26 protein-coding genes are annotated in these 23,062 nt (G+C 69.3%); 17 read left to right on the forward strand and 9 right to left on the reverse strand.

The window, feature by feature from the left end; genetic code table 11:
* Nucleotides 1-112: 112 nt before the first annotated feature.
* From ABEA77_RS03115 to ABEA77_RS03125, 3 genes are all read left to right on the forward strand, one after another.
* Nucleotides 113-253 (forward strand): hypothetical protein, encoded by a 141-nt coding sequence (locus ABEA77_RS03115; protein ID WP_345640755.1) that lies wholly within the window; start codon nucleotides 113-115, stop codon nucleotides 251-253.
* Nucleotides 254-502: 249 nt separating this feature from the next.
* Nucleotides 503-991 (forward strand): ATP-binding protein, encoded by a 489-nt coding sequence (locus tag ABEA77_RS03120; RefSeq protein ID WP_345640758.1) that lies wholly within the window; start codon nucleotides 503-505, stop codon nucleotides 989-991.
* Nucleotides 988-2,043: an aldo/keto reductase gene (locus tag ABEA77_RS03125; RefSeq protein ID WP_345640760.1), complete on the forward strand. Its 1,056-nt coding sequence runs from the start codon at nucleotides 988-990 to the stop codon at nucleotides 2,041-2,043. The genes ABEA77_RS03120 and ABEA77_RS03125 overlap by 4 nt, the downstream gene beginning before the upstream one ends.
* A gap of 505 nt (nucleotides 2,044-2,548) precedes the next feature.
* On the opposite strand, the gene ribD is transcribed toward ABEA77_RS03125, so the two are convergent.
* From ribD to ABEA77_RS03145, 4 genes are read right to left on the reverse strand one after another with little or no spacing between them, the layout of a single operon-like run.
* Nucleotides 2,549-3,436, reverse strand: a complete 888-nt coding sequence (gene ribD, locus ABEA77_RS03130; RefSeq protein ID WP_345640762.1) for a bifunctional diaminohydroxyphosphoribosylaminopyrimidine deaminase/5-amino-6-(5-phosphoribosylamino)uracil reductase RibD — start codon at nucleotides 3,434-3,436, stop codon at nucleotides 2,549-2,551.
* A gap of 10 nt (nucleotides 3,437-3,446) precedes the next feature.
* The gene (locus ABEA77_RS03135; protein WP_345640765.1) at nucleotides 3,447-4,853 is read right to left on the reverse strand and encodes an NsdA family TPR-like regulatory protein; all 1,407 of its coding nucleotides are present in this window, start codon (nucleotides 4,851-4,853) and stop codon (nucleotides 3,447-3,449) included.
* 35 nt (nucleotides 4,854-4,888) lie between these two features.
* Nucleotides 4,889-5,647, reverse strand: coding sequence for a 2'-5' RNA ligase family protein (locus tag ABEA77_RS03140; protein WP_345640767.1), 759 nt, complete (start codon nucleotides 5,645-5,647; stop codon nucleotides 4,889-4,891).
* 28 nt (nucleotides 5,648-5,675) lie between these two features.
* The gene (locus ABEA77_RS03145) at nucleotides 5,676-7,025 is read right to left on the reverse strand and encodes an NsdA family TPR-like regulatory protein (protein ID WP_345640769.1); all 1,350 of its coding nucleotides are present in this window, start codon (nucleotides 7,023-7,025) and stop codon (nucleotides 5,676-5,678) included.
* A 25-nt stretch (nucleotides 7,026-7,050) separates the two neighbouring features.
* Between ABEA77_RS03145 and ABEA77_RS03150 the strand changes: the two genes are divergently transcribed.
* The 3 genes from ABEA77_RS03150 to ABEA77_RS03160 all read left to right on the forward strand — a co-directional run bounded on the left by ABEA77_RS03150 (nucleotide 7,051) and on the right by ABEA77_RS03160 (nucleotide 8,792).
* Nucleotides 7,051-7,425 carry a hypothetical protein gene (locus tag ABEA77_RS03150; RefSeq protein WP_345640771.1) on the forward strand — a complete coding sequence of 125 codons (375 nt, stop codon included), beginning with the start codon at nucleotides 7,051-7,053 and terminating at the stop codon, nucleotides 7,423-7,425.
* Nucleotides 7,426-7,650: 225 nt separating this feature from the next.
* Nucleotides 7,651-8,553, forward strand: a complete 903-nt coding sequence (locus tag ABEA77_RS03155; protein WP_345640774.1) for a helix-turn-helix domain-containing protein — start codon at nucleotides 7,651-7,653, stop codon at nucleotides 8,551-8,553.
* Entirely contained in the window at nucleotides 8,550-8,792 is a 243-nt protein-coding gene (locus tag ABEA77_RS03160; protein WP_345640777.1) for a DUF397 domain-containing protein, read from the forward strand. The genes ABEA77_RS03155 and ABEA77_RS03160 overlap by 4 nt, the downstream gene beginning before the upstream one ends.
* A 163-nt stretch (nucleotides 8,793-8,955) precedes the next feature.
* Here ABEA77_RS03160 and ABEA77_RS03165 read toward each other — a convergent pair whose 3' ends face one another.
* From ABEA77_RS03165 to ABEA77_RS03180, 4 genes are all read right to left on the reverse strand, one after another.
* The gene (locus ABEA77_RS03165) at nucleotides 8,956-10,527 is read right to left on the reverse strand and encodes an amidase family protein (protein WP_345640780.1); all 1,572 of its coding nucleotides are present in this window, start codon (nucleotides 10,525-10,527) and stop codon (nucleotides 8,956-8,958) included.
* A complete protein-coding gene (locus ABEA77_RS03170) occupies nucleotides 10,524-11,744 on the reverse strand; it encodes an MAB_1171c family putative transporter (protein WP_345640782.1) in 1,221 nt (406 codons plus the stop codon). Before ABEA77_RS03170 ends, ABEA77_RS03165 begins: the two co-directional genes overlap by 4 nt.
* A gap of 15 nt (nucleotides 11,745-11,759) precedes the next feature.
* The gene (locus ABEA77_RS03175) at nucleotides 11,760-12,284 is read right to left on the reverse strand and encodes a hypothetical protein (RefSeq protein WP_234374020.1); all 525 of its coding nucleotides are present in this window, start codon (nucleotides 12,282-12,284) and stop codon (nucleotides 11,760-11,762) included.
* 75 nt (nucleotides 12,285-12,359) lie between these two features.
* On the reverse strand, nucleotides 12,360-12,848 hold the full coding sequence (locus ABEA77_RS03180) for a hypothetical protein (protein ID WP_086755041.1): 489 nt from the start codon (nucleotides 12,846-12,848) through the stop codon (nucleotides 12,360-12,362).
* A gap of 942 nt (nucleotides 12,849-13,790) precedes the next feature.
* On the opposite strand from ABEA77_RS03180, the gene ABEA77_RS03185 reads away from it, so the two are divergent.
* The 3 genes from ABEA77_RS03185 to ABEA77_RS03195 are packed head-to-tail and all read left to right on the forward strand — an operon-like array spanning nucleotide 13,791 to nucleotide 16,058.
* On the forward strand, nucleotides 13,791-14,297 hold the full coding sequence (locus tag ABEA77_RS03185) for a hypothetical protein (RefSeq protein ID WP_060880442.1): 507 nt from the start codon (nucleotides 13,791-13,793) through the stop codon (nucleotides 14,295-14,297).
* On the forward strand, nucleotides 14,290-15,570 hold the full coding sequence (locus tag ABEA77_RS03190; protein WP_345640793.1) for an MAB_1171c family putative transporter: 1,281 nt from the start codon (nucleotides 14,290-14,292) through the stop codon (nucleotides 15,568-15,570). Before ABEA77_RS03185 ends, ABEA77_RS03190 begins: the two co-directional genes overlap by 8 nt.
* A 35-nt stretch (nucleotides 15,571-15,605) precedes the next feature.
* Nucleotides 15,606-16,058 carry an NUDIX domain-containing protein gene (locus ABEA77_RS03195; RefSeq protein WP_345640796.1) on the forward strand — a complete coding sequence of 151 codons (453 nt, stop codon included), beginning with the start codon at nucleotides 15,606-15,608 and terminating at the stop codon, nucleotides 16,056-16,058.
* 11 nt (nucleotides 16,059-16,069) lie between these two features.
* Here the strand turns inward: ABEA77_RS03195 and ABEA77_RS03200 are convergent, their stop codons facing one another.
* Complete coding sequence (locus tag ABEA77_RS03200; protein WP_345640799.1) at nucleotides 16,070-16,951, reverse strand: helix-turn-helix transcriptional regulator; 882 nt, start codon at nucleotides 16,949-16,951, stop codon at nucleotides 16,070-16,072.
* A gap of 304 nt (nucleotides 16,952-17,255) precedes the next feature.
* Between ABEA77_RS03200 and ABEA77_RS03205 the strand changes: the two genes are divergently transcribed.
* The 8 genes from ABEA77_RS03205 to ABEA77_RS03240 all read left to right on the forward strand — a co-directional run bounded on the left by ABEA77_RS03205 (nucleotide 17,256) and on the right by ABEA77_RS03240 (nucleotide 23,032).
* The gene (locus ABEA77_RS03205; RefSeq protein WP_345640802.1) at nucleotides 17,256-18,443 is read left to right on the forward strand and encodes a SpaA isopeptide-forming pilin-related protein; all 1,188 of its coding nucleotides are present in this window, start codon (nucleotides 17,256-17,258) and stop codon (nucleotides 18,441-18,443) included.
* 112 nt (nucleotides 18,444-18,555) lie between these two features.
* Entirely contained in the window at nucleotides 18,556-19,401 is an 846-nt protein-coding gene (locus ABEA77_RS03210; RefSeq protein ID WP_345640805.1) for a sortase, read from the forward strand.
* Nucleotides 19,401-19,853 (forward strand): hypothetical protein, encoded by a 453-nt coding sequence (locus ABEA77_RS03215; protein WP_345640808.1) that lies wholly within the window; start codon nucleotides 19,401-19,403, stop codon nucleotides 19,851-19,853. The genes ABEA77_RS03210 and ABEA77_RS03215 overlap by 1 nt, the downstream gene beginning before the upstream one ends.
* A gap of 183 nt (nucleotides 19,854-20,036) precedes the next feature.
* On the forward strand, nucleotides 20,037-21,332 hold the full coding sequence (locus tag ABEA77_RS03220) for a helix-turn-helix domain-containing protein (RefSeq protein WP_345640811.1): 1,296 nt from the start codon (nucleotides 20,037-20,039) through the stop codon (nucleotides 21,330-21,332).
* Nucleotides 21,329-22,198: a DciA family protein gene (locus ABEA77_RS03225; protein ID WP_345640814.1), complete on the forward strand. Its 870-nt coding sequence runs from the start codon at nucleotides 21,329-21,331 to the stop codon at nucleotides 22,196-22,198. The genes ABEA77_RS03220 and ABEA77_RS03225 overlap by 4 nt, the downstream gene beginning before the upstream one ends.
* Nucleotides 22,199-22,254: 56 nt before the next feature.
* On the forward strand, nucleotides 22,255-22,428 hold the full coding sequence (locus ABEA77_RS03230) for a hypothetical protein (protein WP_345640817.1): 174 nt from the start codon (nucleotides 22,255-22,257) through the stop codon (nucleotides 22,426-22,428).
* Nucleotides 22,425-22,817 carry a WhiB family transcriptional regulator gene (locus ABEA77_RS03235; protein WP_345640820.1) on the forward strand — a complete coding sequence of 131 codons (393 nt, stop codon included), beginning with the start codon at nucleotides 22,425-22,427 and terminating at the stop codon, nucleotides 22,815-22,817. The genes ABEA77_RS03230 and ABEA77_RS03235 overlap by 4 nt, the downstream gene beginning before the upstream one ends.
* 20 nt (nucleotides 22,818-22,837) lie before the next feature.
* Nucleotides 22,838-23,032 carry a hypothetical protein gene (locus tag ABEA77_RS03240; protein ID WP_345640823.1) on the forward strand — a complete coding sequence of 65 codons (195 nt, stop codon included), beginning with the start codon at nucleotides 22,838-22,840 and terminating at the stop codon, nucleotides 23,030-23,032.
* Nucleotides 23,033-23,062 lie beyond the last annotated feature (30 nt).

A 23,062-nucleotide genomic window follows, 5' to 3' on the forward strand; every position in this document is an offset into this window, starting at 1 on the left:
GCTATGGCAACGGGGGCGCCTGCAGGCTTCAGGCCGCCAAGCCGCCTGGAGCGCGGGGAGCACCCTATGGCGCGGGTGATCAGCGTGGGCGATTTGGGAGAGTTTCGGCACGGTGCGCGCGTCAGATGGCGGGAACGGTGTCGAAGGCGCCGCCGCGCTCGTCCTGGACCGCACCGCCTGCCTGGAGGAGCCGCACCCGTTGACCGCCAGACTCGACGGCCAGATCCGAACTGGTGCGCAGGCGGGCGCGTGAATCCCCGCGTCCTGGCAGGTCGCCAGCCCCCGAAGTCCAGAGCGTCGCCACGCCGACGGGCCCTGCGGAGGGGTGGTGAAGGGGAGCTCTGGCCCTCGCGGACACGACGAGCTGAATCGCCGACGGGAGAGATGGCCACAACGTGGCCAAGGTTTGGCGTACCGGTGCCGCAGCCGGTCGGCCAGGGTTGGGGGCGGGTCGGGATTCCGGCCCGCGCCACAAGGCGTCTCGACACGCAAGGAGACGAAGGTGCCGCCGACAGCAGCCGACTTGATCCGGGAACTGCCCCTGGGGCCACTGGTCGACCACCATGCCTTCGCGCTGACCGCCAGGGAGGAACCGCTGGTGTGGGCTCGCAAGACGGTCCGCCGGGTGCTCACCGGGCGGACCGACCAGGGGCGGATCGACGATGCCGTGCTGGTCGTCATCGAGCTCCTCACCAACGCGATCCGGCATGCGGGTGGGCCTGTATGTCTCACGCTTGACCTCTACGAGAGGGGCGTCATCGTGGGCGTCGTTGACCGCGGAAGGGACACCACTGCCATTCCCACCGCTCCTGGCAGTCTCCTGGCTGACCTGCAGGACGAGGTGAGTGCCACGACCGGTGGAGCGGACCTGTCGGAGAGCGGCCGGGGCCTGTTCCTGATCGACGCATTCGCCAACGGCTGGGGGGTCGAACCCGCTCACGAGGGCAAGGTCGTGACCGCCGCTTTCTGCCTGGCAGGGAGTGCCGCGTGACCGCTCATGACCTTGGAGTCCGCCACCTGTGCCGCGGCATTCTCACCCACCCGCTCGGACTCCACTGTGACGTCCCCACAGATCACACGCTCCCGGACGGATCGGTGAGGGCCGGCCGGTTCCTTGCGGGGCTCCACCGCGCGGTCGAGCGGGGTGCCACGTTCTTCGACACGGCCGACTCCTACGGCTCCGGGCACTCGGAGCGCGTACTCGGCCAGTTCTCGCGACAGAACCCGGACCTGGCCCTACAACTGAGCAGCAAGGTCGGACAGATACGCGGCAGCGCAGAGCATCCGTACGCGGGCCGGCACATCCACCACCAGCTTGAACAGACCCTGGAGAACCTGTACGCCGAGGAGCTCCACCTCTACACGTTGGACAGCTTCGACTTCGGTCCGGGGGACCGCTACCTGGGCAACGCCATCGACGCGATGCGCACGCTTCGGGAAGTGAAGGCGATCAGGGCGATCGGGATGCGCGGACCCTTCACGCACTACGCGGCTTCCCCCGAGGAGTGGGCGGCCCAGGCGGACCGGTTCCTGTACCTGTTCCGGCTGATCAAGCCGGACGTGGTCTGGACGCGGTTCAACGCGTTCACCCCAGCGGTCTCACTCGACGGCCAGGACCTGTTCACGTTCGCGGCGCGAAACGGCGTCGGCCTGGTGCTGGCGGCTCCGCTGGCCCATGGCGTGCTCGTCGGAAATGAAACCGTGAGCAAGTCTTCACCCGCGTCCGTTCCTCCTCGACGTGCCGGGCTGATGCCCTGGCTCAGGGAGCGGGTCGACGAGCAGCTGCATGTCCTCCGCCATCACTTCGGGGACGCTCCCGGCACCCTCGGGCGTCTGGCCCTGCGCTCGAGCCTGCAACGCGGAGATCAGTGCGTGGTCGTTGCCGGATTCAGCACCGGGGAGCAGGTGGAGGAGAACTTCAACTGCCTGGGCGATCCGCTTACAGAGTTGGAGCTCGGCATCGTCGACGACGTCTACGCCGGCCTCCGGACACAGGTCAGAGAAGCGGCGTCACGTCAGCCCGTCAAGGAACTGCAGCCCTGAGCATCGCTCTTGCCGGCGGAGTCGTCCCCCTGGATCACCAAGTGGGACGCCGCACCGAGACCCTGACCGCGCCGTCACAGACAGGACCCGAGATGCACGAGAAAGAGCCGAAGCGCTGGATAAGCCTGGGACTGCTGATCGGTGGGTTCCCCCCGAGTAACGAGTCTTTGTCGCCCCCGTCCGCGGCGAGCAGCCAGCCGATTCCGCCGGTGGACCGTGCCCCGTTGACCGCCGAAGAGCGTGAGCACGAGGAAACGATGCGTGCAGCGGGGTACGAGCCCAAGACCCGGTTTCCCGGCGCCCGCTCCATGCCCTGGCCGAGCGAATGCAGCACCTGCGGCGCACCGCGCAAGCCCTCGCTCCAGGACGTCGAGCGCGGCATCAGGTGCCAGCACGTGTGGGGGCGCCGATCCGGCTCTTCCCGCGGATAAGGCAAAGCCCGTCCGGGCGCTCATTCCCGACAACACCGTGCCGCGATGACACCGCCGGCGATGACCAGCGGCGGTCAGCCGCGCTCGGCGGAGACCACGAGCTGGCTGCCCGCGCGCGTGATGCGGGACAGGACATAGCCGTCAGGGAGCAGCGGGGCGAGAGTCGTGGCCGCGGCCTGCGCTGGCTCCAGAACCGGCACCAAGAGCGTGAGGCGGTCCACCAACGCCTTACACAGCAGGCGCTCGCCCAGCTTCGAGGGCCCGACTAGCAGAACGGAGCGGGCTCCGGCCTCGGTCAGCGCGGCAACCGCGTCTGCTGGCTCGTCGGGCACCAGCTGGGCGGGCACCGAGAACCGGCTCCCGTGACTGCCGATCTGGCCTTCCTCGGCCGAGCCGTCGAGGGAGATCAGTAGATCGTGTGCCTGGCGCTCGAGCTCGATCTCGGCGTGCGCTTCAGCAGTGAGAGCGGCGGGGTAGCCCGCAGGATCCGTCTGGATCATCAGGTGCAAAAAGGGACGCTGGTGCGACAAGGAGGTGCGCCAAGGGCCGAGCACGACCAGGGCTTCCTCCTCTAGGACGTGCGTCTGGACGTCGACGCCGGCCTGGCGCAGGCGCGCGGCTCCGCCCGCACCGCGGGAAGTGGGGTCCATGACCGCGATCAGCACGCGCGCGATCTTGGCGTCCAGGAGGGCTTGGTGACAGGCCGGCGTGAGGCCGTCGTGGTTGCACGGCTCCAACGTCACTACCGCCGTGCCACCTGCGGCGCGGGCCCCGGCGGCAGCGAGCGCGTTGACCTCGGCGTGCGGGTCCCCCTTGCGCGGGTGGTACCCCTCGCCCACCGTGCGCCCAGCGTCATCAAGGATCACGCAGCCGACGGCCGGGTTCGGACTGGTGGCGCCAAGGCCGCTCGCTGAGATGATGATGGCGCGACGCATCGCCGCCAGCTCCACCGACGTGGGCACTGCCCCTCCCTCAGCTCTGTGCGACGGCCCGGATCAACTCGGCCACCCCGGGGGTGTCAGAGGCGGAGCGCATCGCGTCGACGGCTGCGATCGTCTCATGGAGGATTCGCGTCGAACCTCCGCTTCGGGCGACGACGAGCGCCTGGCGGGCATGGTCGACGCCCTGGTCCACGTCGCCGGTCCGCGCATGAGCGGTAGCAAGGCGGGCGTGCAGTAGACCGCGGTCGCGCCGGTAGACATGGGGCATGGCGGCGAGAGCGTTCGACAGGATCGGGACGGCGCGATCCGAGCGCCCCAGGAGCAGCCAGCAGTTCGCGCGCTGCCCCTCCAGGTACGCCGGGGTCGCGAAGTCGCCGTGCCCACTGCGGCCGTCCCCCGCGCCTTGGGGCTGTGCGGCGAAGGCCTCGGCTTGATCAATCAGCCGGTGGCAGGCGACTTCCTCACCGGCGAGGGCGTATCCGTGGGCCTCCTGCTGGAGAGCGGCGGCGCGCATCTGCGGAGTGAGGACATGGTCGTAGCGTTGGACGGCGCGGGACAGGCTGATGCTCGGGGCGGCGTGGCCGCTGGCGGTCGCCTGCTGGGCCCGTCGGAACAGGGTCCACGCGGTCATCACGTCGTCGCCGGCCTCGACAGCCCAGGCCATCGCCTGGTTGGTCCAGTATTCGGCTTGTGCGGTGTCCGAGTCGTCGGCGGCGCAGTCCTCATGCAGCCAGGCCGCGGACTCGGCATAGCGGGAGGCCAGGAGCAGCGCTTCGCCGCGCAGGTGAGGACCGGCGTGCTCGAGAAGCTCCTGGAGTACGCCGAGGTTCTGATGAACGCCGGTGAGAGCGTGGAGAGGCCCCAGGAGATTGTCGCTCTGGACGAGCAGATGCCACATCTCGCGCAGATGTACGAGCAGGGCTTCTGACTGGTCCGGCGTCATCCGCCCGAGGCGCGGACTCACGGAGCCCTTGGCGGGCCCGGGGAGGAGAGGCAGTGCCGCTACGGCGCTCCCCACCCGGAGCAGCTGGCGTCGGTGCACGTCTGCGCCTTCCTGCGGGAGGAACGGGCTTGGGGGGAGGATTCCCCCCTGCACCGGTCCCGACCCGAGGAGGCACTGGGAAGCAGCGGGAACGTCCGCTCCATCGAGCTCGGCGGCCCCGTGCTCACCACCATCATCGGCAGCGCCGAAGAGCCGTGTCACGGGCTGCTGGAAGAGGTGCTCGAGGATGGCCCGGGTGTCCCGCTGCGGCAGGCCCTTCAGTTCACCGGCCATCCACCGGTCGAAGGTGCGGCGTGCGACGGAGACGCCCGCAAAACGGCTGTTCCCGGGCAGTTGCGCTAGTTCCCCTCGGGCTCTGACGAAATGAGTGCTGAACGTCTCGATGGTGGTCCAGTCCCGCTCCTGAACCAACTGACGGAACAACGTCATCCGCATCGCGTGCACCTGGTCTCGATCTACGTGGTCCTCGGTCAGCCCGGCTGCGGCCCGGAGAGGGCACGCGAGGTCGACCGCGGAGACAGAGGGACGCTGCGAACGACCCGCCATCGATAGGCAGGCAAGGGCTCGGTCGTACGCCAGAGTTCGACGAGATCTACGCGGTCGATCTCCAAGGACACCGGCTCAAGCGTGCGCAGGCGAGCCACGCTCTCGATGACGGGAGCGGCGGGACGCTCCCGGTTGCTGTACTGCACGCCCAGGTGTGGCCGGAAGGCCGAGGTGGGCTTGCCCCCGGGGACGTTCGCGCGTCGTCCGACCTCGCTGAGCGCCGCATGGAGACGGACCAGCGGTGACCACGGCGCGAGGGTGAACCGGACGGCTCCCTTGGATCCAGCCATCGGATGGGCAACGACCTCGAAGGCCGTCAGCGGCACCTCTTCGGCCAGGTCGGCAAGGAGCTGCAGCTGGTCGTTGGACACCTGGTCGGCACTACCGACGCGGGTCAACGTCACATGCAGCCCGTCATCGGGGACGCGGTCCATGCCCAGGTGCGCGAGCGCGTCCTGGCACTGTCGCGCGCGGCTCGTCAGCTCGTCGGCATCGGGGAACGTCAACATCCAGTAGTAGGCGCGGAACCCCTCCGGCCACCCCGGGCGTGCCCAGTGGTTCTTCATCCGCTCGACAGCGGTGAACGCTCGCCAGTCGTGGTCGACGAGCAGGTCGGGGCTGTCGAGGTCGGGCGGCGGGAGGGGTGGAAACGCCCCGGGGAAGACGTCCAGCTCGGGCGTCACGGCTCTCCTAACTCGTGCGGTGCGAGCTCTACGCCGAGCCGCTGACGATCGATTTGGCCTGGGGACGAGAGCGCCAGGTCCGAAGTTCCTCGGCATAGTCACCGACATCAGGCTCGGTGTGCCAGCGCCCGGCCTTCTCGTACAGCTCGTTCGCCCTCTGCCACACGGACGTGATGGGCGCGGTGGTGCCGGCGTGGAGCGCGCTCCGCCCAAGCGCCATGGCGTGCTCCACCTCCGGCTGCCTGTGCTCCAGGAGCGCCGCGGCGACATCGAGCCGGACCAGCGCCCGGCTCCACTCGGAGTCCGATTCCTCGATCAGTCCGTCGATCTGCTCCGCGCAGGAGAAGACCTCGCCGGTGTCGCCGAGGGACAACCGCGCGGTGATCTCGTTGGCCAAGGTCCGGGCCAGGCTGTAGGGGGCGAAGGAGATACACGACGTGATTCCGGTGGGCAGGGACGGCTGCTGTTCGGAGAGGTCCAGCGCTCTGCCGATGGCCCGCTCCGCGCCCCGTCGGTTGCCGAGACGAGCCAGAGCCCGTGCTCGTCCGTTGACCAGAAGCCTGATGGCCTGGTCGTTGTTGGGCGCCAGGTCGACTCCCGCGGCCGCGGCCGCGTCGGCCTCGGCGTATCGCTGCTGGTAGTACAGGCTCAGCGACCGGGTACCGGCGGCCCACATCTGCAGCTGTGTGTCCCCGACGTGCTCGGCCAAGGTCTCGGCCTGCGCGCAGTACGCTTCCGCGACGGCCGGCTTAGCTCCGGCGTTGACGGCCATGTACGCCAGGAGGCCCGCTGCCTGTCCGGTGAGCCTGAACAGCTCGGTTTGCACCGTCGGCAGGTGTTGGCCGTGCAAACGGGTGCTGAGTTGCCCGTGCAGGGACCGGGTCTGGCCGGCCAATGCCTGTGGGCCCTGCGTCTCGTAGCGGTCGACGATTTCCTGGATTTCTCCCCTGAAGTGGTCCAGCACGGCCGTGCCTGTGCTGGACTGCGTCAGTAACTCGGTCTGGGTGATCACAGCCAGCGGGTCGTCGAAGGTGCCCTCGCTGCGAGCGACGGCAGCCTGCGAGCGCGGCGCACCTGCCGGCTCGACTTCGGCGGCGGCCTTCTGTTCCTTCAGTTCCACGCCCTCCGCGGTGGCGAACAAGAGCGCGACGGGCTGCTGGAAGAGGTGCTCGAGGATGGCCCGGGTGTGCCGCTGGGGCATTCCCCGCAGTTCACCGGCCATCCACCGGTCGAAAGTGCGGCGCGCGACGCTCACACCCGTGAGGTGACGTTCGCCGGTACGATCGGCCAGCTCCTTCGCTGCGTTGGTGAAATGCGCATTGAACGTCTGAACCGTAGTCCAGTGGCGCTCCTGAACAAGCTGACGAAACAGCGTCATCCGTGTCGTATGCACATCAACCTCCGTGACGCTCGTCGAGCGCGAGCATGGCTACGTCGTACTGGCTCGCTCGTCGGGGTCGATGAGCGGTGAGTTCGTCTCCACCTTGATCGGTGCACGACCGGCCGCCATCGCTTTCGTCGCGTGCCAGGCCGGTAGCGGCAGGGGGCGGACTGAACAGCTCGACGCAGGGGAACCCCAAAAGGTGTTCCAGGACCGCCTGGTGGTCACGCTGGGGCGTATCCTTCAACTCGCCCGCCATCCACCGGTCGAACGTGCGCCGGGCAACAAAGACCCCGGAGAGGTGGGGAGAGTCGATCTTCCGTGCCAGGTCACGCGCCGCCCGATCCAGATGGCAGGCAAAGACACCCCAGTTGTCCCACTGGCGCTCCTGGACTAACACGCGGAACAGCGTGGGACGGGGCATCCTCGTAGCCCTCCTCGGACAGCGGTGGAGCCAGCAGCGTCCGCACAGCCGGCGGCATGTTCCGTGACGAGCGACAGTGCCGACACGGATCGTGACCCTGGCCAGGATGGCCCAACACCTCACCCCAAGCAACATGGTTGAGCAAATTGCTGAAGAGATTGGTTGTAGGGATCTCGCCGAGCCGCCACACTGGGCAACATGTCGCATGGGAACGAAGCTCCTGGGTCGCTGATGCTCCGCGAAGTCGGCGAACTCTTCCGGCAGTTGCGTGAGCGACGAGACCTGACGCAGGGCGAGGTCGCCGAACTCCTCGCACGGCACGATCCTCCCTTCTCCCTGGACAGCTCCGCGGTGAGTAGGCTCGAGCGGGGCCGCCGGAAGCGCGTAGCACCGGAACTCGCAGCAGCCCTTCTCAACTGCCTGGACGCCGAGTCGGCCGAGCGGCGCGAGGTGATGGCGCTCCTGCAGGCGGAAACGACCCCCAACAGCCCACGGCCGGCCCTGTGGCGACGGAACGCCGACCTGCTCGGGCCGATGCGCTTCGAAGGGTTCCTCGCTCTCGAACTGCGGGCCCGAGGCGAGGACAATTACGAGCCGAAGGTGGTGCCGGGCATTCTTCAGACGCGTCCATACGCCGAGTACGTCATCACGAAGATGCGCGACGGGCTCCGCCCTGCCGACGTCAAGGGACTCGTGGACATCCGGATGGACCGCCAGAGCCGTATCGCCGACGGCGCCCTGCGCGAGTTCCGAGCCCTGCTCGACGAGGAAGGCCTGCGGAAGACGGTCAAGGACGAGGAAATCCTGAAGGGGCAGCTCGAACGACTGCTGGTGGAGTCCGAGAAGCCCAGGAACTCCATCCGCGTGCTGCCCGAGTCAGTGGACTGCCACCCTGGCACGTCTGGGGCCTTCGTTGTGATGCACTTCCCCGAGCCGGCACGCTCAGTCGTGTGGTTGGAGAACATGGTCAGCTCGGGGTACTTCGACGAAGAGCTGTACACGGATGCGTACACCCAAGCCTTCAACAGCCTCTGGGAGCGGGCGTTGGACCCAGACGACACCCGAGGACTATTCAAGAAGATGATTAAGGAGCTGCAGTGACTCTGAAGAAGCCCGACCCGTCCACGCTTGACCTGAGCGATGTCGACTGGCAGGTCTCGACCTTCGAGAGCGGCGGTGGTGGGAACTGCATCAGGTTCGGGCGCAAAGGGGAGTGGATCCTGATCAGCGACTCGCACAACCCTGACGGCCCTCCGCTGGTGTTCACCAAGAAGGAGCTTGAAGCGGCCATCCTCGGAGCGAAGGACGGTCAGTTCGACCACCTCGCCGGCCTCGGCTGAGCAGCTCACCCCTGTTCGACAGATAGATGGTCGGCCGCAAGGCAGCCGGGGCCGACCATCTATCTGTATGTCCCGCTCCACGGACACTGCAGGCGAAACCCGCGGGAAGAGCCTTGCTTCTGGGGCGTTCGGTGAACGTGAGACCGCTGGCGTCCGGGCGGGGTCAGGTGGCGAACGTGGGAGGCTGAGCGGGATGGGGCAGCCGCTGGGCGAGCTGCTTGGCGGCTTCGAGGACGGTGCGGTCTCCCAGGTAGGGGCCGATGATTTGGATGGCCAGCGGCAGTCCGGCATCGGTCTTGCCTGCGGGGAGCACCAGGGAGGGCAAGCCGACCGGGCTGGTCAGGTTGAGCCAGCTGGTCTGGTCGTAGTACGAGCGCTTCTGACCGTCGACGGTGATGTACCGCTGTGGTGCAGGCGTGCTGGTTTGGTCGGGCACCGCGGCCGTGGGCGTTGCCGGGGTGATGAGGATGTCGTGCTCCTCGAAGTAGCGGTCCCAGGTCGCTCGGAGTTCCTGGCGCGCCTCGTCGGCGACGCACCAGTCGCGGTGGCGCATGGTCCGGGAGTGCAGGTACAGCCCGCTCGGGTCGTCGGCGGGGACCTTCGCGGCTGCCGCGACGTCGGCCGCGAACGCCGCGTCGGTGGAGGTAGCCGAGGCCGTGGCGTACATGAGGCGCTGGAACAGCTTGTCGCTCTCGGCGAAGTCGACGGGCCTGGTGGAGTCGTCGACGGTGGCGCAGAGACCGCGTACGAGCTTGGCGACCTGGCCGAGGAGAGCGCGGGTCTCGGCGTCGACATGGCAGTACGCGTCGTCGGCCCAGATGCCGACCCGGAACTGGCCGAGCTTGGTCTTGGCCGGGGCCGGCAGGTCGATGTTCCAGCCGGCCCGGTCCGCGGGAGAGGGGGCGGCGATGACGTCCAGGAGGAGGCCGAGGTCCTCGACGGTGCGGGCGATCGGCCCGAGGGTGATCATGTCGCTGCTGGTGGCCCAGCCGGGCAGGCGGGGGATGTGACCGCGGGTGGGCACGATCGGGCTGGCGCCGCGGGAGGTGCGCAGGGCGTAGACCCCGCAGTACGCGGCGGGAAGGCGCAGCGAGCCGGCGAGGTCGGAGCCGATTTCGAGGCCGGTGAACCCTGCGGCGACAGCGGCTGCCGGGCCGCCGGAGGAGCCGCCGGCGGTCTTGGTGGCGTCGAAGGGGTTCGAGGTCGTGCCGAATAGGGGGTTCGACGTCTGAATGTCCTGGCACATGGTCGGCACATTCGTGTGGCCGATGATGATCGCGCCGGCGTCGCGCAGGAGCGCGATGACGTCCGCGTCGCGGTCGGGAACATGGTCGGTCAGGGCGGGGGATCCGCAGGTGGTGCGGATCCCTTCGACCTCGAGGGCGTCCTTCACTGTCATCGGCAGGCCGTGGAGTGGGCCGAGCGTCTTGCCGGTCGAGGCGAGATGGCGGTCGGCCTTGTCGGCAGCCGCGCGGGCGCCGTCGGCGTCGAGGGTGACGACGGCGTTCACCTGCGGGTTCGCCTTGGCGATGTGTTTGAGGTGCTGCTCCAGCAGCTCGCGGCTGGTGATCCGGCGCTCACGCAGAGCGGCAAGCTGCTCGTTCGCGGACCTCGTGCGCAGTGGTGCAGTACGCGCGTCTTTGACGGCGCGCTGACGTGCGCTGGCCGGGCTGGTCATGGCGGTTGCCGCGGCGAGGGCCGTCGCAGCGGCGAGCACGGTCCGGCGGAGTATCACGTACGGGCTCCTGATGTGGTGCTGGTGGGATCGGTGGCGGTTGCTTCTGTCCGGGGCGCGGTGAAGAACTCTGCGACGCGTTCGAGGTGGTGGAGCTCGTCCTCGTAGGCGGGCAAGGACAGGTTCGAGTCGGCGTAGTCCGCCGGGGCGTCGACTGCCGTGTCCTCGGCGAGGCGCACGAGGGCCGCGCTGATCTGGTCGGCGGTGACGGCCGCTGCCAGCTCGTCGCCGGTGAGCCCTTCACGCTGACGCCGGGCTTCGGACTCAATGAGTACCGCGGGGTCCAGGTAACGGCGGAGCAGCTTCTGGCCGTGGCGGATCTCGGTGCTACGACGCAGCAGGGGGAAGTTGACGCTGCGGCCCTGGAGGATGGCTTCGTGCTGCCGGTCCGGCTGGAGGAGGGCGATGCCCGGATTGGCCTGGGTGAGGGCGGCCCACAGATGCCGCAGCCGCCGGTAGGTGAGGTGTGTGTTGATCCAGTTGCGGAGCGAGGACAGGCGCAGGGCCAGCGTCGGCAGAAAATAGCCGATTTGGGTCAAGGTGGCGCCCACGTCGCCGCAGATCCAGGCGTATGGGTCGAGGCCCTTCACGCTGAAGTCGAGCATGCCGCCGAACACGCCGGCCATGCGGATCCCGCTGTAGCCGAGGGTGATGGTCGCGCCGATCGCGACGAGCCGCAGTCCGGTGGAGATGGAGCGGTTCGACGTGGTGCGGGCGTACTTCCAGCAGGACCAGGCGAGGTACACCTCGGCGACGCTGTACGCCACCATGTAGAGCAGCAGGTAGGCCTGGAAGTACGGGTCGTGGGCGTAGTACAGCGAGAAGTCCGCGGGGCGCTGCGCTGTGGGGGTCAGCAGGGTGAAGAGCACCGCCATCGCGGCGATGACGACACCGGCCGCGATGAGCAGGTGCCGGGTACGCCGGCGGGCGGTTTCGACGGGCATGGACCAGTGGGCCAGGACGCTGGCCTGCAGCGCCAAGACCAGGACCACGCAGCCCTGGGCGATTGGGACGGCCACGTTCGTGATGCCGAAGAAGCCGTCGATGCGTACCCACACCCAGGTGATCGACGTGACGTAGCTGAGCGCTGAGAATCCGTAGGTGAAGGCCAGGGCGACCAGGGCGGGGTTGCGCCGGTGCTTGCCCAGGTCGCGGAGCAGGAGAAGGAACCCGGTGCCGGCGATGGCCAGACACAGCGGGTGAAGTATGTCTTTCAAGGTGCCTTGTTCCGGTCAGCGCAGCAGCGTGCGGGCGATGGGGTCGTCGGCCTTCGCCGCGCGGGCGGCCGCGGCTCGGGACTTACGGACGTGCTCCTGCAGGAGGGAGCCGATCATCTCGGCTTCGTACTCGTCCGGCTCCGTGAAGCGGGTGCGGCCGAGGACCAGCTGGGCAGTGGCAGGGTCGATGTCCGTGATGAGGCCGCCGAGGCTGGAGACGTCCAGGGACTTCTTCGACCCCCGGTGCCGGAGCATGTGCCCGAACTCGTGGCCGGCGACGACATCCGTGTACGCGGGGCTGACGCCCTCGTCGTAGAAGAGGTAGTCCGCCGTGGCCGTGGCCATCCAGGCGCCGCAGGCTGCGGCTGGCTCCAGGGAGTCGGGGTCCGAAAGGTCCGGTGTGAAGGGCATGAGCCGGATCTCGCGGCCGGTGATCTGCTCCATGAACGGGGCCAGGTCTAGGACGCTGTCGACGGCCGGCAGCTCCAGGCCCTCCACGAAGGCCCGGCTGACCCGTTCGACCTCCGCAGCCTTGTTCACGGTTCGGCGCGCACGGCGGCCATGCCACATGCGTGTTCCTCTCGAAAGCCCCTGGAGCCGAAGCGTAGTGGCAGGTCAGGGAAGATCTTCGTCCGGGGCGGGAGGCAGACCTTCCTGCTCTCGTACGGCCTCGATCTTCTTCATCACCTCGTTGAGGCTCTGCGGGGAGAGCCCGATCGCACGGAGTGCGACCTGCTTCACGCCCGCCTGACTGAGCTCACGCAACAACTCGAACTGGCCAGTAACCCTACGGGTTGTCTCGTCGTCGACGAAGAACGAGGGTTTGACCCCGAAGAAATCCGCGAACGGCTTGAGCAGCGGGTAGCCGGGGAGTTTGACTCCTTTGCGGAGCTGCCCGATGTACGCGCCTGTGATGCTTGCCTCACCGTACGAGCAGATCGTCCGGGCCACGTGCGCGTTGCTGAACTCTTCTGCCCCCGGGGGCCTCACCCGGTCGAACAAGTAGTTCAGACGGTCGGCGAAGCTGGCACCGGGGCCGGGAACGGGAACCGGAGGCGCCGGCTTGGGGGGCTCGCCCTCCGCCGTCTCGTCTGCTTGGGCCACGATGTGCTGCTCTCTCTCGGAAGTAGCTAAACTATAGTTGACGCAACGGTGGCAGGCGGTTAGGTTCACCGGGCAAGAAGGGGAGCCTCCGCTTGAGGTGGACCCCGGGCCATGAACTTCAGGGGTGCACCGTGATGCGCAGACGGCGGGCCGAATGGCTCCGGCCGCTTCAGGTCGCGCCAGACGCTACCGCCCGTACCGCTTCGGCATCCGATGTCGATGCCGGTCGGGATATTACGCAGAGTACCCATCCCTCGGGCAAGTCCTCGGCGAAAGTCCACATTCCGGAAGGCCTCGCAGGAGAATCCGTCGAGACGCCGCGCGTTTGTCGCCAGTCGGCGAACGAGCGGGCGCCCGCTGCCACTCGGACGGCTTTCCGCAGCGGGGAGAAGTATGCGCATCGTCTCGGTCGACCCACAGGCCCGACGGTGTACAGCAGATGTTCGCGGTCCTTATGACCTGCGGAAACATCCCTGTTTCATCCCTTCCGCCGAGGTGCTCCACCCTTTCCGGGTTGAGCCTGATGTCGGATTCCGCCGTTGTGGAAGAAGCTGTGCGGGAATGACGCCTCCGTCTGGGAAAACGAAATTCATGCTTGCGTTTGATCGGCAGGGCCGGACATAGTGGGCGCGCTCGGTGCGCTGCGCGATCAGCCCACTGCATACGGTCGCCGTCAGATCGTCACTCTCGGCGATGGCGGTAAGGGGGTCGCCTCGGCGGGCGACGGGTGCCGCACCTATCGACTCGACACGGAAATAGAACACGTGTTTGGGTTGCTCGGGGTGGCCCTGCGGCACAACGGGGCAGGGGCGAGGAGGAAAGGTGACGAGGTGGGTTCCACGACGGATATCCGCAGGAACCGGCAATATCGGTCTCCCGTGTGGCCAGGGCAGGCGACAGCGACGGGCGCTCAGGCAAGAGACGGCGCGGATCGTCGGATCGATGCCCATCCCCACCCCGTTCGACCTTGACGTCTTCATCGCCAACATCGAGCAGGCCCGCGGGCGCCGGATCCACCTCATACCCATTCCGGCTCGGCTTCTCGGGCTGATCGGCGTCTGCGGTCTGTGGATCAAGCACCGGACGCAGCCGTTCGACATCATTTTCCACGCGGGAACCCGCGAAACGTTCCACGGCCGGCAGATCATCTTTCACGAGCTCGTCCACCTCTGGGTCGACGACGCCGACGGCGTCACCGACGGAGAGCTGGACGAACTCCGCGGCGGCCTAATGGTCGAGATGGTCGAGCGGATGATCGCGAACGGCCAGCTGTCGGCCCGTCGCGACTACGGCAGCCACAAGGAGATCCGCACCGAGGCTGCGGCCGCCCGCATCCACGAGCTCGTCGGAACGACCGAGTTCATCGAAGACACCACCGCTCGCCGGCTCGCCGAGGACTTCGGTTACCCCCTCGGCCGCCCTAGCAACTCCTGGGACAAACATGTCTGACGCGTTCGCCTACGCCATCGCAGCTCTCCTGATGGTGCAGGCACTGATGAGAGCCCCCTCAGCGCTCAAGGGGCGCAGGCGCAAGAGGTCGCTGTGGGGAGCCTTCGCTGCGCTGTCCGCGGCATGGCTCGCCAGGACCACTCTGGGACGCACCTTCATCAATGACCTCGGTATCCCCGACCTGGCATACCTGGTCAAGCACGTGCTCGCCATCACCGGCATCTGCGTGCTGCTGCGCTACATCACCGCGGTCTACGCCACCGCCGAGCCCTCCGCACACGTGCCGCGCACGGTCCGCGTCTCCCGGCTGGTCCACCGCATCGCGGCCCGGGCGTCCCTGGGCACCGTCATCGTGATGGCCCTGGTGTTCACCTTCGTGCTCGACGACGTCGTCGCCGATGTCCCGTACTTCATGGGCCGGCACGCCGGCGATCCGGGACTGGCGATCTACATGTCCCTCTTCTACCTCTACACCGCGGCCGCGGCCGCGGTGTGCGCCGTGCAGTGGGGCGGCGCGGTCAAGCAGATACCCCAGCGCGCCGTGAAGATCGGCATGGGGATGATGGCCGTCGCGATGGTGCTGGCCGTCGTGTACGCCCTGCTGCGCATCGCCTACGTCATCCTGATCACCGTCACCCCGGTGTCCGAGGATTTCTCCCTCGCCCAGGAAGCAGTCACCGACACCTTGCTCTACACGACCTTCCTCCTGTGGGGCTTCGGCGCGATCGCCCCGGCTTTCCGCGCCGCCAACGACCGCGTGCACACGATGACCCACCTCGCGGCCATCCACCCTTTGTGGCGTGACCTCGCACAAATCGAGCCGAGCCGCATCAGGCAGAGGCCCCGGCGTCTGCTGGAGCGGTTCGGCCCGATGGCGCAGCTCAACAAGATGCGTGACCTGCACAGCAGCTACGACGACTCGCCGGCCGCTCGCCTGCACCGCTACATCACCGAGATCCTGGACGTCATCCTCGAACTCAGCCGCCACGCGCCCCACGACCTGGCTGAACTCGCCCGGCAGCGCGCCGACGGCAGCACGCCCGAGCGGAAGAGGATCACGGCCGAAGCGCTGTGGATCCGTGCCGCCAGCGCGGCCTACCTCACCCAGCCCGTGGGCGCGCCGGCCCCGCTCCCCTTCGACTTCGGCAAGAACCTTGCCGTCGAGGTGCCCCACTTCCGTGCCGTGTCCGCGGCTTACACCCGCACCAGCGCGGACGAGGGCTGGGAGATCCTCGAAGGCGCTTCCCAGCACGGCGCCCCGGCCCAGGCCTGAACACCCGTACGCGAACCACCTCCAGGAGCCAGCGCATGAGCCAGTCCACCGACCGCCCCAGCGTGTCCGCAGGCGCCGTCATCTGCGATGAGCAGGGACGGGTGCTGATCGTCGACCCGGTCTACAAGCCGTACTGGAACCTTCCCGGCGGGGGAGTGGAGGCGGGGGAGAACGCGAAGGACGCCTGCCGCCGTGAGGTGCTGGAGGAGTTGGGGCTCGACCTGGAGATCGGCCGCCTGCTCGTGCACGCCACTGTGTCGGTGCCGGGACGGGAGCCGCGCGAGTACTTCGTTTTCGACGGGGGCGTGCTGTCCGCGGCTCGGCAGCAGGCGATCCGGCTCCAGGAGAGCGAGCTCGGCGCTTTCCGCTTCAGCCGGCCCGAGGACATCACCGACGAGGAGATCCCGCCGAGCGCCCGCCGCATGTGGGACGCGGCCCTGGCTGCGCGGGCGGGGACGGAGACGATAGAACTCGCGGTCACGCTCTGACTCGGGGCGGGTCAGCCTTGGCTGTCCGGACCGTCCGGCGACTTGCCTCCGGTGATTTCCCGGATGGACGCCTCGATGAAGTCGAGCCATTCGGGGGGCAGGGGGCCGTCGCCGTGCCGGGCGGCCCGGACGCCGTTCTGGACCGTGCGGATGCCGGCGACGATCCGCGCGGCCTCGTCGGGGCTGTCGCTGGTGAAGAACACCAGCGGCGCGTCAAGGGCGGCGGCGAGCGCACCGAGAATCGCCTCGTCGCCGGTGCTCTCCTTGCCTGTCCGCAGCGCGCGCACCAGGACTTCATCGAGGATCGGCCGGCCGGTCTTCTGGTTGCCGCGGTCGGCCAACTCGGCGTCGGTAGGCCGCTCGTGCCGCGCGTACGTTCTCTCGAGCAGGTAGGTGATCTTCTCCGCGACGGTCTGCGGAGCGCCCAGCGCCGCGGAACGCGGCGGCGCCGGCTTGCGCACGGCCGGCACCATATTGCCGAACGACCGCTCCTGGGCGGCTCTGAGCTCCTCCACGCTCACGCCGTACGCCTCTGCCAGCGGAGCGACGAACTCGTCCTTCAGCCGGCGCATTCCGTTCTCGGCGGCCCGCACGGGCATCGCCGACTTCGTTCCGGTGTACTGCGGAGTGTCCTTCTGCTGGATGCCGGCGTCGCAGCGCAGGTCCTTCAGGTCGGGAAGCCCTCTGCGCGGGGCCAGGACGTCGAGCGGCAGACCGACCCGCGCGGCGAGGGCCGGCAGCTTCTCCGGCGGCGGGGTGACCGCACCACTGCCATACCGGGAGATGACCGACTCGCCCAGACTGACGGGAGGTTCGCCAACTTCCGACTGTTTGAGCCCACTTGCCTGAATCGCGGCCCGGAACTTCTGGGCGTTGAAGATTCGTTCGGGCATGGGAGGACTCCAGAAGCGTGCTCGGGGTGGGCGGGGACACTCTAGCCACTTGATCAGATCACTGGAAGAAGATACCTTCCATCTGGTGATCGAGTGGCTGGATCCCAACGCGGATCTTATGCCCTCTTTGTTGACCCCTGAACTACCCGTTCCGTGAGGGACGGGTCCACCGGACCCGGCCATCGAGGTTCCTAGGCCATTACGTGGTCGGGTCCGGTGCATTATCCCCGATACGGAGATCTGGATGAGTGTGGCATCAACCCGCCCCCGCCCGCAGGCCCCCCGCCGAAATCGGTATCCGGTCGTGCTTGGCACGGCGGTGGCGCTGGGTGCGGGCATCCTGCTCGCGCCGCAGGCGACCGCTGCGGACAAGTGGGGACCCGGCTACCTGATACCGGACAGCTCCGGCAAGCCGGACTCGTCTCACATCGGGGCCTACAACGTCCCCGGCGTCGACGGCGTGGCCTACTGCGGAGACCCCGAGCTCGCCGGCCCTGACGCGGCCGGCGGCTACGCGCCGGCGCTGCCCGTCACCTCCTGGACCTCCAAGGCCACCGGCAAGACCGCGTCCGCCGAGGACCTCGCCCGCGCCGCCTACGTGCTCGGCAAGTACGGGCAGACGAAGAGCGACGAGCAGGCGGCCGCGGTCGACGCGGTCGTCTACTCCTACCTCGAACCCGGCTCGACGTACGCCCTGCCTGACGGCAAGCGGGCCCTGGAGCGCCTTGGCTACTCCAACGTCCCGCCGTCGGTGAAGAAGTGGGCCACCGGCTACCTCAATGAAGCAGCCATGTTCGCCGGCCCCTACAAGGTGAACATCAAGCCGGTCGACGGCACGCTCAAGCCCGGGGTGAAGACGTCCGTCACCCTCGACGTCACCTCCGCCTCCGGCCACAAGGTGCCCGGCGTCAAGCTCGACCTCGATGTCTCCGGCGCGGCCGCCGGAGCCGGGAGCATCACGACCAACGCCGACGGTGTGGCCACCGCGACCATCACTCCCGCCAAGGACGGCATGGTCGACCTCAAGGCCCAGGCCAAGACGCTGCCCGCCACCCAGCTGCGCGCTCTCACCCCGAACGACGGCAAGGCCCAGCGTCTCCTGCTGGCCGGCGGCGCCTCGAGCGCCCAGGCCGGGGTGCAGCTCAAGACCGAGAGCCCCAAGGGCGGCCTGGTCGTCACCAAGACCGCGGCAGACACCAAGAAGCCGCTGTCCGGCGTCGAGTTCGCGGTCAAGAACAGCGCCGGCAAGACCGTCGTCACGGGCAAGACCGACGCCCAGGGCACCTGGGAGGCTAACGACCTGACCCCCGGCACGTACACGGTGCACGAGGTGAAGGCCGTCGAGGGCTACCAGCTCGCCCCTGACCAGAAGGCGACCGTCACCGACGGCAAGACGGCCGACGTCGCAGTCAAGGACGTCAAGATCCCCGAGCAGCCGAAGCCGAAGCCGCGCCCGGTCACCATCCCCGTCCTGCCGCAGACCGGCGCCTGACCGCCGCTGCGCACCGCGTCCCTCGCGGAGCGGTGGCGGGGTGGTGACCAGCTTTCAGCCGGCCACCACCCCGCCGCCCGGCCCGCGCCGCACTCACTCGCAGGAACCACCGATGCCCCGCACCACCAGCACCTCCGAGTCCAACGACGCCCCTGCCTCCCGCGAGTCCGCCTCCACCCGTTCCGGCCGGCACCGCCTCACGATCGCTGCGGTGGCCGCCACGGGCCTCACGTTCGCCGCCCTGCTGTGGGCGCAGCACGGTCAGGGCTCCGACGCCAGCACTCCGGCCGTCTCGAAGTCCTCCGCCGCACCCTCGGTCGCCGCGTCCTCGGCCGCCGCACAGACCCCCGACCCGCTGACCGACTCCGCCACGTCCGACGACGGGGATGAGAAGGAGGCGGACAACACCGGCAAGTCCCGTGTGGCCGCCGCCCGCACTCTCTCGGAGTGGAATGCCGACAACCCGGCCGCCACCGGCGAGCATGCGGTGGGCGGGAAGGCCGGAAGCGGCCCGGGCGGCCGCATCGGCGAGGTTCTGCGCATCCCCGCCCTCGGCAAGGACTGGGCCCAGCCCGTCTACGACGGCGTCGGCGACAAGCAGCTGCGCGCCGGTGTCGGCCACTTCCCGACCACCGAACAGCCGGGGCAGATCGGGAACTTCGCGCTGGCCGGCCACCGCTCCGGCGTTGCTGATCCAGCCTTCCGCAACATCGACCGCATCAAGGCCGGCGCCCTGATCCAGGTGACCACGGCGCACAGGATCACCTACACCTACACCGTCACCCGCGTGCACACCGTCGCTCCGACCGACGTTGACGTGATCGCCCAGGTCCCCGGCCGCCCCGACGCTACCCCCACCGAGGCGAAGCTCACCCTCGTCACCTGCTGGCCGGCCACCGGCCACTCCAAGAGGGTTGTCGTCGAAGCCGACCTCGCCTCCGCCAAGGGCGGTGCCTAGTGGCCGAAGACACCGACCCGCCAGAGGAGGCGACCGAGAAGGTCACCGTGCTACCGGCACGGCCCTGGCCGGTCTACAACGTCGACCGCGCCCGCGCCGAGCTCATCGCCATCGAGATGCTCACCCGCGGCGCCAGTTACCTCCGGGTCCGCCACGCCACCGGCCTGTCTCCCAAGAACGTACGCCGACTGCAGAACCTCGTCGCCGAAGAGGCGATGAACCCGGCTGCCCCGCGCATTGTGTGCCGCACACCGGCCCGGGCGCAGGACCTGCGCGCCCGTACTCAGGCCGCCCGGGCCAACGCCACGGCCCAGGCTCGCGAGCGCCTCGCCTCCCGCGCCGAGAACCTCCCCGGAGCGGCTGGCCAGCCGGCCCCCGCAGACGCGTCCCGTCCCCGTGAGCGGCAGGAGACGGCCGAGCCCGTCCAGATGACCTTCTCGATCGACTGCTGAACCGGCGCCGCCCACCACGGCGCCACCCGTCCTTCAGGCCCGTCCCGCCACGGGCCTACTTCGCGCACCCGAAAACCAGGAACTCCGTTGTCCACGACCCTTGCAACACCCCGGCCGGCCACGGCGCCGCCGGCTGCGGAGCACGACGTCGCCGGCCATCGCGTGCCCTCCAGCGGTCAGTGGATGTCCACGACCGACGGACGCATCGCGCCGAACGGCGAGGCATGGCTCGAAGCCGTCTACTGGTTCTACAAGTACGGCCCCTACGCGGCCGCGCGCCCCCACGGGCCGAAGAAGTTCGGCGGCACCACCCTGCGCATGGCGAAGGCGATCGCTCACCTCACCGAGTGCCGCCCCAGCGTCGGCAACCTCGTCGAGTGGCTCAAGATCTCCGAGCGCACGGTCAAGTACCACCTCGCCATGCTCCGGGAGAGCGGCCTCCTCACCTATCGCTCCAAGGGCACCCGCGTCTCCGGCTCCGGCGGGCGGGCCAGCGAGTTCGTACGCACCATCCCCCAGGTCTTCGACGACGCCGCAGGGCTGCGCACCGGGCCCTCGGACAAGCTCATCCGCGCCGTGCACGGCTTCTCCCCGGAGAAGACGCCGCTGCTCCAGGAGCTCCACGCAGCCGCCCGCCCACCCCGTCGCAAGAAGCGGACAAAGCGGTCCAACCGCCGTTCGGGTAGGACCCCTTCGGCGACCTCGTCTTGCACCCCAATGGTGGTTAGTACTTCTAGTTCTTCTACTGCGGGTGATACCTCCTCTCCCTCTGAGAGCAAGCTCGCCAGCGGGCAGCACAAGTCCCCCTCCCCGAAGAAGCCCACCCGCCGCAAGCTCAACACCATCGGCCGCCGCTACCAGCTCGCCGCCGAGCTCATCCAGCAGGTCGGCTGGCTCCACCGCGCCGCCGTCCCGCGGATCGCCTGGATCGTGCGGCACGTCGCCGACGCCGGATGGAGCACCGCCGAGGTCATCGCCGTCATCGGCCTCGAAGCCCCGGCCCGCCGTGTCCACCGCCCCTCCGGCTTCCTCGCCAACCGCCTCAAGGGCGCCCACTTGCTGTACGACACGCCCGCCAAGCGGACCGCGATCCTCGACCACTGGCGGGACTCACGCCACGCCGAGCACGACCGGCACGTCGAATGGTGGGAGGGCGACTGCCGCCGGCCCGCCAGCCGCGCCGTGGCGCGCGAGGTCGATGCCGTCTTCGCCCAGCTGCAGCAGCCGGACGCCCCGGGGCCCGACGAGCGTGAACTCGCCGTCGGCGATGACGGTCTGGTCGCCCTCGAGCAGCTCACCCGCGACGAGGTCATCGAACTGCGCGCCGCCGCGCTCAAGGACCCCGCCCTCATCCGCGCCACCGTCCGCACCTGCGGAGAGACCTACGCCCGGCGCCTGTTCACCTCCGCCCTCGTCGACCAGGTCCAGCGCCTCACCCGCCTCGGCCGCACCGTCGTCCACGGTTGGAGGCCGGCGTGAGCACCGACGAGCCCACTGGCGTGGACCTCGCACGCGTCGCCCTGGCCGCTGCGAAGAAGGCCGCCAAGGAGCGCGGCGCCACCACGTCGCCCAAGCGGACCCCGAGGCGTCGGCCGTCCGCCCGCCGCGACGGCCGCGACCCCTTGGGGCTCGGCGGCGCCCTGGCCCAGCTCGTCGCCGAGCGCGGCTGGGAGACCCCTGCGGCCGGCGGGTCCGTGATGGATCAGTGGCAGACGATCGCCACGCCGGAGGTCGCCGAGCAGCTGCGGGCCGTGGCCTTCGACAAGGACACCGGACGGCTAGACCTCGCCCCGGCCACCCACGCCTGGGCGACGCAGGCCCGTCTGATCAGCGCCCAGCTCATTCGCCAGGCCAACGCCGCGGTCGGCACCGAAGCGGTCCGCCAGATCCGGGTCCTCCCGATCGGCTCGCGGGCCGCACGGATTTCGGCGCCCGCCGAGCCCACCCCCGCGCCCGTCGAGGCGGCCCCGAGCGGTGAGATCCGCACCCGGGAGAACGCCTCGGCCGGCTACCAGCGCGCGCGGGCCTCGATGGCGACCACCCCTGCAGCCACGCCCGAAGGGCCGGTGCGCACCCGCGAGGACGGATGCGACGGCTACCAGCAGGTCCGTGCCCTGCTGAAGAGCACGTCCGCTCCCACCACCGCCGGCCAGACGCCGGTCCGCACCCGGGACGACGGATGCGACGGCTACCGCCAGGCGCTCGCCCAGGTCGGCGTCCCCGCCCCCGCCCGCGGTACGGCAGACGCGCCTGTCCGTACCCGCGAGACGGCCTCCACCGGATTCCAGCTCACCCGACGCGCGCTCCTGGAGGGCAAGAGCCGCGGCCGGGCCCGTCCCACATGACCACGCCGCCGCGAGCCCTCTCGCACCCGACGCGCACGAACGAAAGCAGCACACCCGTGAAGTCCACCAACACCGAGCACCAGGCCCCCGCCGACGCCTCCGGCGTGGACCGCCGCGGCCGGAAGACCGCCTCCACCATCACCGACCCCGAACTCGACGCCCTCTACGACCAGCGCGACGCGCTGCTGCGCCGGCTGGCCAGCGCCCGAGGTGCCGGAGCGGCGGCATGAGCAGCCCGACCCTCGCCTACCAGGAAGCCGCCACCCCCTGCGCGGATGCCGACCCCGAGATCTTCCACGACGACGCCAAGGCATCCGTCGCCAGAAGGCTGTGCGCCGGCTGCCCGCTCGCCGCCCACTGCCGGACGCAGGCCCGCGACAACCGGGAGTGGGGGACCTGGGGTGGAGAGACCAGCGCAGAACGTGCCGCGGCCGGCCACCCGCCGGCCGGCTGGCGCGGACGCGGCCACAAGACCCACCTCAAGCCCTGCGGGACCCCCGCTGCCTACCGCCGCCACCTGCGGGCCGGCCAGGACCCCTGCCGGCCCTGCAAAACCGCTGAGTACTGCCGCCGCGCCGAAGGCAAAGCCGCCCGCGACCGGGCCGGCCGGACCACCTGACCCGGACAAGGAGCCACGACGTGAACGGACCGAGCAGCGCCCCGCGGGGCGAGCGCCCCGGAACCCGAGGAACCCGCTGGGAGACCGTCCTGACCTCCACGGAGGTCGTCGTCGACGACGACACCTGGAACGAGGAGCCCCCGGCGGCGAACCGGGAAACCCGCCGTGCCATAGCGCGCAAACAGCGCGGAAAGCGCAACTCCGCCCAGAGATAGGTAACCCGCCAGTAGCGGACGGTCGCGGCC

This window comes from Streptomyces tremellae (genome assembly GCF_039540215.1).
Classification (GTDB): domain Bacteria; phylum Actinomycetota; class Actinomycetes; order Streptomycetales; family Streptomycetaceae; genus Streptomyces; species Streptomyces tremellae.

Coding starts and splice junctions, on each gene's coding strand:
- ABEA77_RS03135 (WP_345640765.1), bottom strand. CDS start 4,853: ATGCGGATGACGTTGTTCCGTCAGTTGGTTCAGGAGCGGGACTGGACC.
- ABEA77_RS03145 (WP_345640769.1), bottom strand. CDS start 7,025: ATGACGCTGTTTCGTCAGCTTGTTCAGGAGCGCCACTGGACTACGGTT.
- ABEA77_RS03155 (WP_345640774.1), top strand. CDS start 7,651: ATGTCGCATGGGAACGAAGCTCCTGGGTCGCTGATGCTCCGCGAAGTC.
- ABEA77_RS03185 (WP_060880442.1), top strand. CDS start 13,791: ATGCCCATCCCCACCCCGTTCGACCTTGACGTCTTCATCGCCAACATC.
- ABEA77_RS03190 (WP_345640793.1), top strand. CDS start 14,290: ATGTCTGACGCGTTCGCCTACGCCATCGCAGCTCTCCTGATGGTGCAG.
- ABEA77_RS03195 (WP_345640796.1), top strand. CDS start 15,606: ATGAGCCAGTCCACCGACCGCCCCAGCGTGTCCGCAGGCGCCGTCATC.
- ABEA77_RS03200 (WP_345640799.1), bottom strand. CDS start 16,951: ATGCCCGAACGAATCTTCAACGCCCAGAAGTTCCGGGCCGCGATTCAG.
- ABEA77_RS03210 (WP_345640805.1), top strand. CDS start 18,556: ATGCCCCGCACCACCAGCACCTCCGAGTCCAACGACGCCCCTGCCTCC.
- ABEA77_RS03220 (WP_345640811.1), top strand. CDS start 20,037: ATGTCCACGACCGACGGACGCATCGCGCCGAACGGCGAGGCATGGCTC.
- ABEA77_RS03235 (WP_345640820.1), top strand. CDS start 22,425: ATGAGCAGCCCGACCCTCGCCTACCAGGAAGCCGCCACCCCCTGCGCG.